Genomic DNA, 16,057 nt, shown 5'->3' on the forward strand with positions numbered 1-16,057 from the left:
AGTCCGGTTCAATACTCTCTAATTTTCGGCGTATAGTATTTTCAAATCTATTAGTTTTCATTGCCTCTGAATGACTTGACAGCCCAATCACTTGGGAAGAGATGTGGGTAATATTGTTTGATCAAATGCTGCAAGCGAGCCCGGGCACGCACATAATGCGATCTTACCGTTGCCTCATTGATTTGCAGCAGGTCTGCTATCTCACGATGATTGTAACCATCCACCACGTATAACAAAAATACATTCTTATAAACCGGTTTGATCTGTTGGATCAGTTCCAGTATTTCCTCAGCAGTGATCTGGCCTATTACATCTTCATCGAATTTGGGATAAGGGGCGTCTTCCAGGGCGATCACATCCTCCGTGTGCTTCTTGTGCTTGCGGTAGTAGCTGATCGCCGTGTTCACCATAATGGTACGCAGCCATGCCTTGAAAGGGTGGTTGGCATCGTACTTTCCCAGGTTGTTAAATACTTTTAAAAAACCTTCATTTAAAACTTCCTCGGCCTCTTCCGTCGACGACGTGTACCGCAGACAAATGCTTTTTGAATAGCCGAAGAACTGTTTATACAAATACCGCTGTGCCTGGTTATCCCCGGCAATACATGCCGCTACCACCGACTCAAAGTCGTTTTCGTTAAAAGATATTTTTCTTCTAAAAAGCAAAGTCAGGGTATCAAATTGTCAGGGATAGAATTTCTCACATTCGAATACGTGCCTGGGGTCCATTCTGTTGCAAAAATTTACGAAAAGTTTTCCTGGTTCGGAAATGGAAGCTGCCTTGAAAAAAATCACAAAAAAATGCGTCAGGCATGCAACGCGGGCATTGGAGGGGGCGTAAAGGCAGAAAACAGTTTGATACTTTCACAAAAACCCGTGGGTATATCATGAAAAAAGTTTCACTTTTACTGGTGGTGCTGGCAGGCATCTGGTTCGTAGGCTGTCAGAAGAATAGCGAGTCGTTGAGCCCCGAAACTGAGGCGAGTGATTTCGAAAGTGTGGTTGAATCGGCCGCAAGACTCGCGGTGGAAACGGACTCTGTGACGTTGGGAAGATGTAAAGGAAAGCTTACGGAAGTGGCCACGGCAGATTTGCCTGCGGCGGTAACTGCTTACATTGATAGCGCCTACGCAGGTGCTGAAATCAAATACGCTGCAAAGGATCAATCAGGAAAAATCGTGGTGGCTATTACACTGGCCGACGGCGCGGTCAAAGGATTGCTATTTGACGCAAACGGAACATTTAAAGCAGAGCTTAAACAGCACGTGCAGAAAGCAAAACTCACGAAGATCGAAGTGAGCGCATTGCCTGCGAATGTTACTTCATACATTACTTCCAACTACTCAGGAGCCGAGATCAAACTTGCCGCAACCAACGACGCCGGTGAATACTACGTGGGTATTCTGGTGGATAGTAAAGTGAAAATACTGCTTTTTAATGCCGATGGGTCATTTAATAAAGAACTGGACAAGCCTGCATTTGGGCGTCCACACAAGAGACATTAACCGATCGCAGAGATCGTAACGATATTTTGTTAGGGGTGAGTTGGAATACGGTGCTGGATTTTCCGGGGCCGTATTTATTTTTTGGACGGTAGCATTTCCAGCGCCGACGAGTTTTTGATTTCCCCCATCACAAACAGGCTGTGCGTGCTGCCGATGTTTTCCAGTGACCCCAGCTTTTGCATTAAAAACTGCTGATACTGCGACATATCGTCCACCACCACTTTCAGCAGAAAATCATAATCGCCGGAGATATTGAAGCATTCCATTACCTCACCCATCGCCGAAACGGCTTTCACGAATTTCTCCCCCATTACCTTCGAATGTTCCTTCAAAGCAATATTACAGAAGGCCATCAGTTTCTTTCCTACTTTCTCCCGGTCGACCAGCGCGACATACTTTTTGATGATCCCTTCCTTTTCCAGCCTACGTACGCGTTCGTACACGGGCGTGTAGGAGAGGTTCAACTTTTCCGACAGCTCACGTGTTTTCAAAGTCGCGTCCTGTTGCAGCAAATGCAGGATTTTGGCGTCAATATCGTCCAGATTATGCATAGATAGAATATCTTTATTCACTCCGAGATGGCTTCGAATATAGATAAATAATTTAGGTTAGGTGAAACTGCCAGACTTTTAGTCTGAATTTTTTGATTTTATTGAACAAAACATCTATTGGCTTAAATTTGTCAGTTCAGAAGCGCTATGCTTTTCCGGCGAAATGATAATCAGACATTTAAAACACTTATGGTAGCAACTCAAAAAGCAGATATCCGCGAAATTCTTAAAAACCGTATTCTGGTACTGGATGGCGCTATGGGTACGATGATCCAGCGGTACAAATTGCAGGATCACGACTACCGGGGAGAACGGTTCGCAGACTGGCCGCACGATGTGAAGGGGAATAACGACCTGCTTTCGCTGACACGTCCGGACATTATTAAAGAAATTCACGCCGCCTATTTCGCGGCAGGGGCAGACATTGCCGAAACCAATACATTTTCAGGAACGACCATTGCCATGGCCGACTACGGCATGGAGGAGATCGTGTATGAACTCAACTACGAATCCGCACGACTGGCACGCGAGGTAGCCGACGAATTTACCGCTCGTGAGCCGCACAAGCCACGTTTTGTGGCTGGTTCGATTGGTCCAACTAACCGTACAGCATCACTTTCGCCGGATGTGAACAACCCCGGTTTTCGCGCCATTAGCTTCGACCAACTCGTGGAAGCCTATTATGAGCAGGTAAAAGGCCTGACCGACGGTGGCTGCGACGTGCTGCTCGTGGAAACGATTTTTGATACACTGAATGCAAAGGCGGCGCTTTTCGCAATTGATCAGTTCTTTGTGGATGCGAAAGCGGGTAAGGTACCCCACCTCGAATCGTGGCGGATTGAGCCGGGGCAGGCATTGCCGATCATGATTTCGGGAACGATCACCGATGCTTCGGGACGTACGCTTTCGGGACAAACCACCGAGGCATTCCTGACTTCGGTATCGCATTTACCATTGTTGTCAGTGGGTCTGAACTGTGCATTGGGAGCGGATTTGATGCGCCCTTATGTGCAGATTATGGCCAAGGAATCGCCTTTCTACACTTCTGCGCACCCGAATGCGGGATTGCCGAACGAAATGGGGGAGTATGACCAGACGCCGGAGCAAATGGGCGAGATCATTGACGGGTTTTTGAGGGATAACCTGGTCAATATCATCGGCGGTTGCTGCGGTACTACACCCGATCACATTCGTGTGATTGCGGACATCGCAGGGAAGCACAGCCCGCGCCCGTTGCCGGCTTCGGAAACGGTGATGAAACTGTCGGGCTTGGAGCCCGTGAAAATCAATGCGCTGACCAATTTTGTGAACATCGGTGAGCGCTGTAACGTGACCGGCTCGAAGAAATTTGCCCGCCTGATCCGCGAAAGCAAATACGACGAAGCCCTGACCATCGCGCGTGAGCAGGTGGAAAGCGGCGCGCAGGTAATCGACGTGAACCTGGACGAAGGTATGATCGACGGCGTGGAGGCGATGAAGACATTTGTGAACCTGATCGCATCCGAGCCTGATATTTCCAAAGTGCCTTTGATGATCGACTCTTCCAAATGGGAGGTGATCGAATCGGGTCTGAAATGCGTGCAGGGCAAATCCATCGTGAACTCGATTTCGCTCAAAGAGGGTGAAGAGAAATTCAAGGAATCGGCACGGACTGTATTGCGCTATGGCGCTGCTACGGTAGTAATGGCTTTTGATGAAAAAGGGCAGGCCGATAACTACGAACGCCGCATTGAAATCTGCGAACGTGCTTACCGCATTCTGGTAGACGAGGTAGGTTTCCCGGCCGAGGATATCATTTTTGACCCCAACATCCTGACCGTCGCAACGGGAATGGAGGAGCATAACAACTACGCCGTCGATTTTATCAAAAGCGTAGCGTGGATTAAGGAAAACCTTCCGCACGCGAAAGTGTCGGGTGGTGTGTCCAACGTGTCATTCAGTTTCCGGGGTAATGAGCCGGTTCGTGAGGCTATTCACACCGCATTCCTTTACCACGCGATCAAGGCGGGAATGGATATGGGTATTGTGAATGCCGGCCAGATCGGTATTTATGATGAAATTCCGAAAGATGTTTTGGAACTGGTGGAAGATGTATTGCTTAACCGTCGCGCGGATGCTACCGAACGTTTGGTAAGTTATGCAGAAACCGTAAAAGATAAAGGTAAAACGCAAACCGGTCCGGACCTTTCGTGGAGACAGCTTCCCGTGAAGGAACGCATGGCCCACGCATTGGTGAAAGGTATTGCTGATTATGTAGATGAAGATACGGAGGAATGCCGCTTGCTGTTCGACCGCCCGCTGGAAGTGATCGAGGGCCCTTTGATGGATGGTATGAGCATCGTCGGCGACTTGTTTGGTGAAGGTAAAATGTTCCTTCCTCAAGTGGTGAAATCGGCGCGTGTGATGAAGAAAGCCGTCGCCTACTTGCAACCATTTATTGAAGCTGAAAAACAGGAGGGCGGTTCTTCGGCTGGCAAAATCCTGCTGGCGACTGTAAAAGGTGACGTGCATGACATCGGCAAGAACATCGTGGGGGTGGTGCTCGGATGTAACAACTACGAGATCATCGACCTCGGCGTAATGGTGCCGACCGATAAGATCCTTGCCGCGGCGCAGGAGCATAATGTGGATATTATCGGTCTTTCGGGACTTATCACGCCGTCGCTGGACGAAATGGTAGGTGTTGCCAAAGAAATGGAGCGCCGAAGCATGAAAATGCCGTTGCTGATTGGTGGTGCGACAACTTCCCGCATTCACACGGCTGTGAAAATCGATCCGAACTACTCCGGGCCAGTTATTCACGTGCTCGATGCGTCGCGTTCGGTACCGGTTGCCGGCAAGCTGATCCAGAGCGAGCAAAGCCAGGCGGAAGTGTTGGCAGATATCAAGGCAGAATATGCCAAGCTGCGCGACGATCACTCCAAACGCGGCGGTGAAAAAGCGCATGTCGCTATTGGTAATGCGAGAGACAACAAAGCGAAAATCGACTGGACTGGCTTCCAGGCCGTGAAGCCGCAGTTCCTGGGCACGCGTGTGTACGATGATTATGATCTGGCCGACATTTCTAAATATATCGACTGGACGCCGTTCTTCCAGACCTGGCAGCTGCACGGGAAATACCCGAAAATTTTTGATGATGCGGTTGTAGGTAAGGAAGCCATGAAGCTGTACGAAGACGCTGCGGTGCTGTTGGGTGAAATCATTCGTGACAAAACCCTAAAAGCGCGTGCGGTAGTAGGTTTCTGGCCGGCCAACTCGATCCAGGACGATATCGTGCTGCACCATTTTAGTGAAGAGACGAAAGAAGTGCCTTGCGAACGCCACGGCTCGCACCAGCATATTGAATACAAAATCAGTCAGCAAGGTGTAGAAAACCTGAATGCGGGTGAGCTGGTAGCGGATACGGCAGCTGTATTGCACCATTTGCGCCAGCAAAGTCAGAAAGCGGCTAACCTGCCTAACTATTGCTTGTCGGATTTCGTGGCTCCGCTGGAATCGGGTCATACGGATTACATAGGCGGTTTCGCGGTAACTGCTGGCGTGGGCATAGAGGCATTGTTAGAGAAATATGAAAAGGATCATGACGATTACAACAGTATCATGATCAAGGCGCTGGCCGACCGCCTGGTGGAAGCCCTGGCAGAATTGATGCACGAAAAAGTGCGCAAGGAATTGTGGGGATATGCCAAAACGGAAAGCTTCACCAACGAGCAGCTGATCAAAGAAGATTATAGTGGCATTCGTCCGGCTCCGGGTTACCCCGCCTGTCCGGATCACACCGAAAAACGCCATTTGTTCGATTTGCTGGGTGCGGAAGAGCTCGGTATTACGCTTACGGAGAGCTTCGCCATGTACCCTGCTAGCAGTGTCAGCGGCTGGTATTTCTCGCATCCGGAGAGCCGTTACTTCCCGGTTGGCAAGATTCACAAGGATCAGGTCGAAGATTATGCGAGGCGCAAAAACATGCCGGTAGAGGAAATCGAGAAATGGCTTTCGCCGGTGCTTGCATATTAAGATAGTATTATTTAAAAAGTGCAAAAAGAGAATAGTTCGTTACTATTCTCTTTTTTTGTGCCCAAAACATACTAATTTTTACAAAAGGGCGTAATTAGGTGGTATGCCGTGTCGTAATCAGGTATTTATACGCTATTTTTTTGTAGAGAACCGCCTGATATTTGCATGACTTAAGTGAGAACTTAATAGTTTATTAGCCATGAAAAGAAATATCTCTGTTTTTATCCTCCTGATCCTGCTGGCATCGTCCTTTAAATACAGGAGCATGACAAGGGAAAACACGCTGCCAGTCATTACCGCAGGTTATGACAGCAAACAACAATCACCCAAGGCCATTGCAGTGTCCTCTCTGGACGCTGCGGTTGCCGACCTTCACAAGGCCAATCTCGAAATGGCGAAAGGTAATCCGGCATTCTTGAAATCGTTATGGTCGCATCAGGACGATGTTACTTTGTTCGGCGGTGCTGAAAACCTGGATTCAAAAGGCTGGAAGGCGGTAGAAGCAAGTTTGAACAACACCGGATCGGTCCCTGCGAAAGATGTAACGTACACTTACGAAGAAGTCGCCAGCCAGGAAGGTAGCACACAAGGTTACCTGATTCAGAAAGAGCATTATCGCTTCGCCGACGGTCGCAAAGCAGATTTGCACGTTACAGTCCTGTTCCGGAAAGAAAACAACGTCTGGAAAATCGCTCATCGCCAGGCCGACTCCTTCCCAACTGACGTAAAATCAGACAAAACTTCTAAATAATTGCCTCTCTTCCTGATATTTTAGGTTAGTTGCCGCCATGCGACTAATTTGTTGTTATTTTGCACCTTTGGTTAAAAAGTGACAACAAACTACGCATGGAGAGATTTACAGGATTGCTGGGTATCATATTGATCCTGGGCATTGCATTTGCGATGTCGAACAACAGAAAGGCCATTAATTACCGCACGGTCGCCGTTGGCCTGGGCCTGCAATTCGGGCTCGCAGTCTTTATCCTCCGAACCGACATTGGTCAGCGAGTCTTTCAATGGCTGGGGGAAAAGGTTCAAAAGCTGCTCTCCTTCTCCGATAAAGGTGCCGATTTCGTTTTCGGTACGCTGGTGCGGCCTGAATTAATGCAACGCGCGTTCGGGCCGGGCAACGATTTCGTTTTCTTCTTCAAGGTTATTCCAACGATCATTTTTGTGGCGGTGCTGGTGAATATGCTCTACCATTTGGGCATTATGCAGCGCGTCGTGTCAGTTATCGCGCGGGCTGTGTACTGGCTCATGGGCGTGAGCGGCGCGGAAGCGCTCTCCAATGTGGCGAGCACGTTTGTAGGGCAGGTTGAAGCGCAGATTATGATCAAGCCATATCTGAAAAACATGACCAATTCCGAGCTCATGGCCTCCATGACCGGAAGTTTTGCCTGTATTGCAGGTGGCGTAATGGCTGTGTACATTTCTTTGGGCGTACCGGCGCCGTACCTGATCGCGGCGAGTTTGATGGCCGCACCAGGGGCATTGGTTATTTCTAAAATTGTGTTTCCTGAAACCGATAAATCGGATACGAAGGGAATGGTGAAGCTGGAAATTCAGAAAACGCACGCCAACCTGCTGGATGCGATCGCCGCGGGAGCGGGAGAAGGTCTCAAAGTAGGCTTCAATGTGATTGCCATGCTGATCGGCTTTATTGCGCTCGTTGCATTGCTCGACTATTTGCTGGGTTACATCGGTGGTATTTTCTCATTTCCACAGTTGAGCTTCAACTTTATCCTGGGTAAGGTATTCTCCATTTTTGCATGGGCCATGGGTGTCCCGGCTAAGGATATCGAAGCTGCGGGCTCATTGATGGGTACCAAAATGGTAATCAATGAATTTGTGGCTTACCTGGATATGGTAAAATTGAGAGACACGCTCGACCATAAAACCATTGTGATTACCAGCTTCGCGTTGTGTGGTTTTGCCAATTTCAGCTCCATCGCCATTCAAGTGGGTGGTATCGGCGAGCTAGCCCCTTCACGACGGGCCGACTTGGCGCGACTTGGGTTCAAGGCATTAATCTCCGGTACGCTGGCGTCTTATATGTCGGCTACACTTGCAGGTTTGCTTTTGTAAAAGCGGAAGTGAAATATTATTCGAAAAGACATGAAAAGAGCACATTGGTTGCTCTTTTCCTGTTTTAGGAGGTTGCCCGAACAATAGGTACAGCCCGGTTTGGCATAAAAGTTTTTACCTGCAGGCTATCAGCATCTGAAAAACCTTATCAACACATTATACAATGAAACACATTAAACTCTTCTGGTCTTTACTCCAAGATAGCTTCACTGAATTTTTGAACGATAACGGTATGAAGCTGAGTGCCGCGCTTTCGTATTACACCATATTTTCCCTGGCGCCTATGTTGCTCGTAATTATTTCGGTGTTCAGTATTTTTTTTGGAAGGGACGCGATCCAAGGCGAGTTATTCGGGCAAATCAGCGGGCTGGTAGGCGCTTCCGCCGCTTCTCAGTTACAGGAAATCCTGAAAAATGCCGAGCTGTCGAACAAGTCCGGAATGGCGGCGGCGATAGGCATCGGTACATTGCTGGTCGGTGCTACGGGGGTGTTCGCGGAAATGCAGGATTCCATCAATTTTATATGGGCTATCAAAGCCAAACCGAAAAAGGGCTGGTTACAATACCTGAAAAACAGGCTGATTTCTTTTTCCCTGATCCTCACGCTGGGCTTTTTGCTGGTAGTTTCGTTGGGTGCGAGCGCTGTGGTGGATGTGTTGAGCTCGCGATTGGAATCACTGTTTTCCGAGGCGTCGGTCGTCGTTTTTTATATTGTAAACCTCGCATTGGTGCTTTCAATTATTACCGCATTGTTTACGGTAATATTCAAAGTATTGCCCGATGGGGATCTACGGTGGAAAGAATGCCTCGTCGGTGCCGCATTTACGGCGATTTTATTCCTGATCGGGAAATTTATCATTAGTTTCTACCTCGGACAATCCGACCTCGGCGCGGCCTACGGTACGTCCGCATCGATCGTAATTCTACTGACCTGGATTTACTACTCGTCGATTATCCTCTATTTCGGAGCTGAGTTTACGAAAGTCTACGCGCGCCTCGATGGCGTAGCGATCGCGCCTAACAAACATGCCGTGTTGATCGTTCGGCAGGAATTGGACCGGAAAACGGGCGTCAAAATCACAGACTAAAAAAGGCCCGCATGCAATGCTGTGCGGGCCTCTTACTTTAACATGCTAACCGGTATCTAGCGAATAACCAGCTCGAAAGGCATGCGAGTTTGCATACCACCCATATTCATCAGTTTTTGATACATTTTGACATAGGGAGCGAGGTCGCCCAATGCCTTGTTGGTGGCCTTTTCCTCATTACTTCCCAGGAATTTGTCGATCATTTCGTCTAACGGACGTTTTTTCTCGGGATAATAGCGCACACGATAGTCGCCTTCATTGAGTTTGGCAGCTTTTGCGGCAATTTTGATCGCATCATCCACCCCGCCCAACACGTCCACAAGTCCATTTTGCTTGGCCTCTACGCCCGACCATACCCGGCCCTGTGCGAGACTTTTCAGCTTTTCAACCGGCATTTTACGGCCTTCGGCAGCTTTGCGTGTAAATGTTTCGTAGCCTTCGTTGACGCTTTTCTGGATCATCGACTTTTCGAACTCGGTCATTTCGCGGGTAGCGGTAGGCCAGTCGGCGTGCGGGCTGGTGCCGACGCCATCGAAGGTAATACCCAGTTTGTTGTTCATGAAGTCGGTTACATTGAAGATCAACCCGAAAATACCGATAGAACCGGTAATTGTATTAGGCTGGGCCACAATGGTATCGCAACCCATCGCCATATAGTACCCGCCCGAAGCAGCTACGTCGGACATCGATGCAATCACCGGTTTCTTTTTAGCCGTAATCTGAATCTCGTGCCACATCACATCCGAGGCCAATGCACTGCCGCCGGGCGAGTTAATGCGGATCACAACCGCTTTGATTTTGTCGTTTTCACGGATCTCTTTCAATTCTTTAACAAACTTGTCGGAGCCGATATTCTCGTCGCCACCGTCGCCGCTGGTGATTTCACCCTCTGCCACAAGTACGCCGATGCGCTTGTTGAAATCGCCTTTTTCAGCTGTGCTGGCCCCGTCGAGGTACTTACTTACGCCTAGGTAGGAAATCGACTTATCCGCATCCACTTTCAATTCCTTTTTCAATGCGGTTTCCAGTTCATCCTGATAACCCAGGTGGGTAACAAATTTGTATTTCAATGCGGATTTTGGGTTTTCAACGGCCAGTGAATCAGCGAGATTTTTGAGCTGATCTACCGGAACATCACGGGAAGCAGAGATGTTTTTCAGGAAGTTGTTATTGATCGCGCCGATCAGTTCAATGGACTGTTTTTTGCTGGCCTCGCTCATGTCCTGGCGCGAGAACATTTCAATTGCACTCTTGAATTCGCCTACCCTGAATACCAATGGCTTGATTTCGAGTTTATCAAATGTGCCTTTGAAGAAGCTGTATTCCGCCGAGAGTCCGTTCCACTCGATGCCACCCGCGGGATTGAGGTAGATCTTGTCGGCCACGGAGGCGATGTAGTAGCCTTTTTCGGAGTAGCTTTCGCCGTAGGTGACGACGAATTTCTTCGATTTTTTGAATTCCAAAAGCTGGTTCCGGATTTCTTCCAACGTTGCCCAGCCTGCTTCCGGGCCTTCTGTTTTCAGGTAAATGCCTTTGATCTTATCGTCTTTCTGAGCGCTTTTCAACGCGTCGAGAATGTCCTTCAATCCTACCACTGTTTCTTCACCGGTGAAAGGCAACCCAAATTCCGACAGCGGATTATCGACACCCACTTCGCTGATAGGCTGATTAAGGTCTAGTTTGAGCACGGATTTGTCAGAAATCGTCACTTTTTCATCCGAAGAAAACATCGCACCGATGCCACCCAGGATAAAAAGGGAGAGGACCATGAAGAGGATAAGGCCTACGATTGTCGCGAGGACATATTTAAAGAATTGTAACATAATCTATTGCAAATGGATTTCTTCTCTATAAGTTGATCAAGGAACAAAATTACGTATTAATTGTCGCGGTTTGTGGAGGAAATAATGTCAAAAGGTAGTTTATCGGTATTAAGTGGTTGAAAATAACCGTTCCAATTTTTCGGGCTGAACCGGCAGTTTTAGAAAAGCAGATTATTTACTTTTGGAGAAAAAACCAGCACATGAAAAAGACCCTCATTTTAGTCCGGCACGCAACCGCAGAAGACCAGAGTTTCAGAATCAAGGACTTTGACAGAAATCTGAACAGTAAGGGCTTGTCGGAGTCGCTTGCAATGGGGAAATGGCTGGTGCAGGAGGGCGTAAAACCCGATGTCTTCGTGTCGAGCCCGGCCTCACGGGCATTCAAGACGGCCGAGATTATTGCAGGGCAATTTAAAGTGTCGGTCGATGAGATTCAGAAACAGGAGGGGATTTATGACGGCGGCCCCAGGGCGTACCTGCAAGCCGTGACCGGCGCTTCGGAACAGTATTCGACGCTGATGTTGTTCGGCCATAATCCCGACATTACCTATTTCGCGGAATACCTGTCGGGCGCAAGCATCGGTTCCATGAAAAAAGGAAGCGCAGCATTTATTGAATTTAAGGATCAGAAATGGGAAGAAATATCTGCCAAAACGGGTGATCTGGTGCGTTACAAGACGCCTAAGCAGGTGAGAGAAGAAGAGGATTAAAATGGAACAGCCAAATCGTAACAGGAAAATATTCATTTTCGTTTTTATCGCATTCGTAGCGTTGTTTGCCTACATTTCATACGATATGTCGAGCCGTACAACAGCGCCATGGAACAAACCCAAACAATTGAAACGGGCACTACCCGGTGCTACGCCCGACTCCGACTCCCTGAAACTGGATTCGCTTTTGAAAGAAGTGGAAGAATAGCCGCTCAGCTTCTGGGATGAAATTCGGTGATGATTTGGCGGAGGTAATCGCGGTCGAGGTGGGTGTAAATCTCGGTAGTGGTAATGGACTCGTGTCCCAGCATTTCCTGCACCGCCCGCAAGCTCGCTCCCCCTTCGATGAGATGCGTCGCGAACGAATGCCGGAACGTATGCGGACTGACGTTTTTGTAGATCCCCGCTTTTTCGGACGCATCTTTGATCATCAGGAAGATCATCACCCGTGAAAGTTGGCCGCCGCGCCGGTTCAGAAACACAATGTCTTCACTGCCCTTTTGAGGTGCAATATCGCCGCGCACGTGGTCGAGGTAGATTTGCGTGTATTTAATAGCCTCGCGGCCAATAGGTACCAGCCGCATTTTGTCGCCCTTCCCGATAATGCGCAGGAAGCCGATATCGAAATGGCAGTTGGTTAGTTGAAGGTCCGTGAGCTCCGAAACGCGCAGCCCCGAACTATACAATACCTCAATGATCGCACGGTTCCGGGTGCCTTCGGGCGTGGAATGGTCGATAGCGCTGAGCATTGTTTCAATTTCTTCATAGGAAAGCACATCGGGTAGTTTACGCGGCAGGCGAGGGGATTCCAGCAGTTCCGTGGGGTCTTCCGTGATTTCGTTTTCCAATAATAAATATTTGAAAAACGCCTTGATTCCCGAGAGCATGCGCGCCTGCGAATGCGCTGCGAGGCCGAGCTCGGCAATGTATTTGAGGAATGCCGAAAGGTGCTCTTCCTGCACGCGGGCAGGCGCAACGTCGATTTTGCTTAGTTCCAGAAATTCTTCCAGCTTTTCCACATCCCGTACATATGCTTCCACCGAGTTGCCCGACAGCGAGCGTTCGAGTCGGAGATAATTTTTAAAATGTTTGATGTAGCTTTGCCACATAGCGAAAGAAGAATTAATGAATGCTACAAAGCAAATGAAAAAGATATTGATCCTGAACGGCCCGAACCTGAATCTTTTGGGCAAAAGAGAGCCCGGTGTGTACGGGAATCAATCATTCGAAGATTATTTCGAAACGCTGAAACCTATTTTTCCGGACGTAGAGCTGCATTACTTCCAGTCGAACCACGAGGGAGCGCTGATCGATAAAATTCATGAAGTAGGCTTCTCATTCGACGGGATCGTGATTAATGCAGGCGGTTACACGCATACGTCCATTGCCCTCGCGGATGCGCTATCGTCCGTTACCACACCGGCGGTTGAAGTACATATTTCAAATATCCACGCTCGTGAGTCGTTCCGGCATCACAGTTACCTTACGTCACGCTGCAAGGGCATCGTTGCCGGGTTGGGGCTTAGGGGGTATGAATTGGCGGTAAGGTATTTTCTATGACCGAATCGTCAGATGTGGTCAGATATTGTCAAGATGGTCATTGATTGTCAGGCATAGTTATAGATGTTGAAATTCTAAATGTAAACGATTAAAGCCGAATCTGACAACACTTGACTACACCTGACTATTTTTGACAATAGTGACCATTCAAAACTACCTAAACACCGCGTTCCCAAACAGCACCTTGCCCTTTTCCAACATTGCACGGAACACCGGGTCGTCCATCAGGTAGATTACCTGCCCGCGGCCCATTTCCTGGGCGCCGATGATGAGGGTGTTTTTCAGCTTGCCGGCCATCTTGGTACCCACGAATCCGGCTTTGTAATTATCTTCTTTCAAATAGCCCACATTCCAGCCTTCTTTGAGGTAATCGCGCTCGTAGGCGTCGCGGACGATCGTGAAATAGGCATCGCCGCACCCAAATGCGAGCGGGTGGGTGCGATCCATCGTGATCTGGAACATGCTGCCCGGCGAGGAGTCGCTCGCGTCTTCACGCTGCTGTTCGCCGTATTTTTTGAAAGTATCCTCGTCTTTCCTTTTGTCGGAGAATTTTTTGGTTAAACCAAAACCCGGTTTATTGACGAATGCATCGGTGGCGTGCTCCATGGCGATCAGCTTGCCGCCATTTTTGATCCAGCCTTGAAGGGCTTCGAACTGCTTGTCCTGGATAATGTCGCCATAGCGGCCGTCCGGCAGAATCAATACATCGACTTCGTTCCAGGGCAGGGTAGCCAGTTTGGCGGCGTTGACAATCGTTACCGGGTATTTGATCTGTTGTTCGAAATAATGCCAGACTGCCCCAAATGCTGTGGCAGAAACGCCGTCACCAGCCACGGCCACCACTTTCGGCGCTTTGAGCGCCACGACGTTGTCATTCCCGAAATCAGGACCGGTGCTCACGAAGCCGGTTTTGACGGGCGTGAGTTTCACGGCGTGCTTGTTTGCCAGTGACGTAACCAGGTTATCGAACGGAATGCGTTCATTGCCCTTTCGCGTGATGATCAATGTACCGGCCGCGTAGCTGTTTTTGTCCATTTCAAACGGCGTATTGGAGGTTTTGACCAGCACGCCACCCTTCAAGAGTTCCGCCAGGAAAGCGGCATCCGTTGCATTCGACCAGTTGGCCAGATAGGCGTAAGGCGGAGAGGCGGGTATCGTGTTTTCAGCCGCAACTGCCTGAATGGCAGCCGGCGCCAGTTTTTCTTTCAAACCATAGGCCTTTAATCCGAAAATATAGGCGAGGCCCCAGCTGGTAACATCGTATGTCACAGAATCTTCGAGCGCCGGCTTAGGATCAAACAGGATGCGCAGTAAATTGGATTTGGGTTGATAGGCGCTGATCAACAGGTCATTATCATCTATTTTGAGCGTCTGTTCGGTTAGGGTAGTTAGCTCCGTACCTTTCGCCGACGATGATTTACCCGCGATACCGTAGTTGAACCCCTGGCGATCGAGCCATTTACCGAATGCCCGCGTATTTTCACCATTGCCGGCTTTGATTACATAGGTTTTGAAATTTCCTGCCGGCGAGGTGGCTGCGTCCTGATGAAAGCGGATAAACTCGGTTACGACTTTTTCCTTTTGGGACATTACCGCTTCCAATGTGGCCAGGCTGGTAGCGTAGTGATGCGCAATGCGGTTGTTAAGGGTAAGCGTATCATGTTCGTTCACGCGTTCGAGCGCGAGGCCCGCGCGTCCGCCCCCGCCTTGCTCGTACGTAACGCCTATGGCGCCATTGGCCGTTGGCCAGGTGTCGCCGTAGCTGGGGTAAAACAAGTCGTAGTCGTTCCGTGTGAAGTAGGCCCAGTTGTTTTTATCGAAATACTTGCGGCAATACTCGCCCACGAGGTCGTTGAACTGACGTTGCCAGGCTGTTACGTCCTTATTGTAGGGCTTTGCGGCAGGAGGGAAGTAGTAGCTCCGCGCGGCGCCCATTTCGTGGAAATCAGCGTGGAAATGCGGCATCCACTGGTTGTACAATGCAATGCGCTCCTGGGTTTCCTTCTGCGTTTGCCAGGCCCAATCGCGGTTGAGGTCGAAAAGGTAGTGGTTGAAACGCCCGCCGGGCCACGGTTCGTCATGTTCGAGTGCAAATGGTGTAACATCTGGTGAAGCATTTTGAACACGGTTGTACCATTGTGTATAGCGCTCGTAACCGTCGGGATTGATGCAGGGGTCGACGAGGATCACCATGTTTTTGAGAAAATCCTGTGTGAGTGCGTTGTCTTTGTTGAGCAGCTCGTAGAGCACTTTCATACTCGTGTTGGCCGACACCGATTCGTTCCCATGGACATTGTAGCTCAGCCAGACGATCGGCGGGACGGCGGCATCGGCTTTGCCTGGGAGCAGGCCGATACTTTTCAGGTGATTGGTGCGGATCGTTTCGAGTTTCGCGATGTTTTCCGGTGAAGACACAAATGCAAGCATCAGCGGGCGGCCCTCATTGGTGGTGCCATATCGGACGAGCTTCATCCTGTCGGCGTTTTGTGACTGAACCGTTTTGAAATAGTCAACGATCAGATGGTGGTACGCAAATCGGGAACCGAGCGGGAAGCCCAGGAATTGATCCGGCGTCTGAGTTTGTGCAAATGCAGTTTGAATCGAAAGCAAAATGAAAAGGAAGCGGATCAGTCTGGTCATAGGAAGTGAAACGGCGTAAGTAGGTAAACCCAAAGTTAAAAAGTTACCGGAATTACAGCCACGGCGAAAGTGATAAAAAAAAG

At 49.2% G+C, this 16,057-nt stretch carries 13 protein-coding genes; 8 read left to right on the forward strand and 5 right to left on the reverse strand.

Features of this window, described 5'->3' with window-relative positions:
• Window positions 1–50 precede the first annotated feature (50 nt).
• On the reverse strand, window positions 51–665 hold the full coding sequence (locus tag CLV60_RS19875) for an RNA polymerase sigma factor (RefSeq protein ID WP_106597108.1): 615 nt from the start codon (window positions 663–665) through the stop codon (window positions 51–53).
• 221 nt (window positions 666–886) lie between these two features.
• On the opposite strand from CLV60_RS19875, the gene CLV60_RS19880 reads away from it, so the two are divergent.
• Complete coding sequence (locus CLV60_RS19880; RefSeq protein WP_170118826.1) at window positions 887–1,504, forward strand: PepSY-like domain-containing protein; 618 nt, start codon at window positions 887–889, stop codon at window positions 1,502–1,504.
• Between the two features lie 74 nt (window positions 1,505–1,578).
• On the opposite strand, the gene CLV60_RS19885 is transcribed toward CLV60_RS19880, so the two are convergent.
• Complete coding sequence (locus tag CLV60_RS19885; protein WP_106597110.1) at window positions 1,579–2,055, reverse strand: Lrp/AsnC family transcriptional regulator; 477 nt, start codon at window positions 2,053–2,055, stop codon at window positions 1,579–1,581.
• 189 nt (window positions 2,056–2,244) lie between these two features.
• Between CLV60_RS19885 and metH the strand changes: the two genes are divergently transcribed.
• The 4 genes from metH to CLV60_RS19905 all read left to right on the forward strand — a co-directional run bounded on the left by metH (window position 2,245) and on the right by CLV60_RS19905 (window position 9,241).
• Entirely contained in the window at window positions 2,245–6,069 is a 3,825-nt protein-coding gene (gene metH, locus CLV60_RS19890; protein ID WP_106597111.1) for a methionine synthase, read from the forward strand.
• A 199-nt stretch (window positions 6,070–6,268) separates the two neighbouring features.
• A complete protein-coding gene (locus CLV60_RS19895) occupies window positions 6,269–6,820 on the forward strand; it encodes a nuclear transport factor 2 family protein (protein ID WP_106597112.1) in 552 nt (183 codons plus the stop codon).
• A gap of 95 nt (window positions 6,821–6,915) precedes the next feature.
• Window positions 6,916–8,154, forward strand: a complete 1,239-nt coding sequence (locus CLV60_RS19900; protein WP_106597113.1) for a NupC/NupG family nucleoside CNT transporter — start codon at window positions 6,916–6,918, stop codon at window positions 8,152–8,154.
• Between the two features lie 163 nt (window positions 8,155–8,317).
• Window positions 8,318–9,241: a YihY/virulence factor BrkB family protein gene (locus CLV60_RS19905; RefSeq protein WP_106597114.1), complete on the forward strand. Its 924-nt coding sequence runs from the start codon at window positions 8,318–8,320 to the stop codon at window positions 9,239–9,241.
• 56 nt (window positions 9,242–9,297) lie between these two features.
• Here CLV60_RS19905 and sppA read toward each other — a convergent pair whose 3' ends face one another.
• Window positions 9,298–11,064, reverse strand: a complete 1,767-nt coding sequence (sppA, locus tag CLV60_RS19910; protein ID WP_106597115.1) for a signal peptide peptidase SppA — start codon at window positions 11,062–11,064, stop codon at window positions 9,298–9,300.
• 200 nt (window positions 11,065–11,264) lie between these two features.
• On the opposite strand from sppA, the gene CLV60_RS19915 reads away from it, so the two are divergent.
• Both CLV60_RS19915 and CLV60_RS19920 read left to right on the forward strand, forming a co-directional pair.
• Window positions 11,265–11,774, forward strand: coding sequence for a SixA phosphatase family protein (locus tag CLV60_RS19915; protein ID WP_106597200.1), 510 nt, complete (start codon window positions 11,265–11,267; stop codon window positions 11,772–11,774).
• A gap of 1 nt (window position 11,775) precedes the next feature.
• Window positions 11,776–11,982 carry a hypothetical protein gene (locus CLV60_RS19920; RefSeq protein WP_106597116.1) on the forward strand — a complete coding sequence of 69 codons (207 nt, stop codon included), beginning with the start codon at window positions 11,776–11,778 and terminating at the stop codon, window positions 11,980–11,982.
• A gap of 4 nt (window positions 11,983–11,986) precedes the next feature.
• Here the strand turns inward: CLV60_RS19920 and xerD are convergent, their stop codons facing one another.
• The gene (gene xerD / locus CLV60_RS19925) at window positions 11,987–12,883 is read right to left on the reverse strand and encodes a site-specific tyrosine recombinase XerD (protein ID WP_106597117.1); all 897 of its coding nucleotides are present in this window, start codon (window positions 12,881–12,883) and stop codon (window positions 11,987–11,989) included.
• A 34-nt stretch (window positions 12,884–12,917) separates the two neighbouring features.
• On the opposite strand from xerD, the gene aroQ reads away from it, so the two are divergent.
• Entirely contained in the window at window positions 12,918–13,334 is a 417-nt protein-coding gene (gene aroQ, locus CLV60_RS19930; RefSeq protein ID WP_106597201.1) for a type II 3-dehydroquinate dehydratase, read from the forward strand.
• 153 nt (window positions 13,335–13,487) lie between these two features.
• On the opposite strand, the gene CLV60_RS19935 is transcribed toward aroQ, so the two are convergent.
• A complete protein-coding gene (locus CLV60_RS19935; RefSeq protein WP_106597118.1) occupies window positions 13,488–15,974 on the reverse strand; it encodes a M14 family zinc carboxypeptidase in 2,487 nt (828 codons plus the stop codon).
• Between the last annotated feature and the right edge of the window lie 83 nt (window positions 15,975–16,057).

Source organism: Dyadobacter jiangsuensis, assembly GCF_003014695.1.
Taxonomy (GTDB): Bacteria; Bacteroidota; Bacteroidia; order Cytophagales; family Spirosomataceae; genus Dyadobacter; species Dyadobacter jiangsuensis.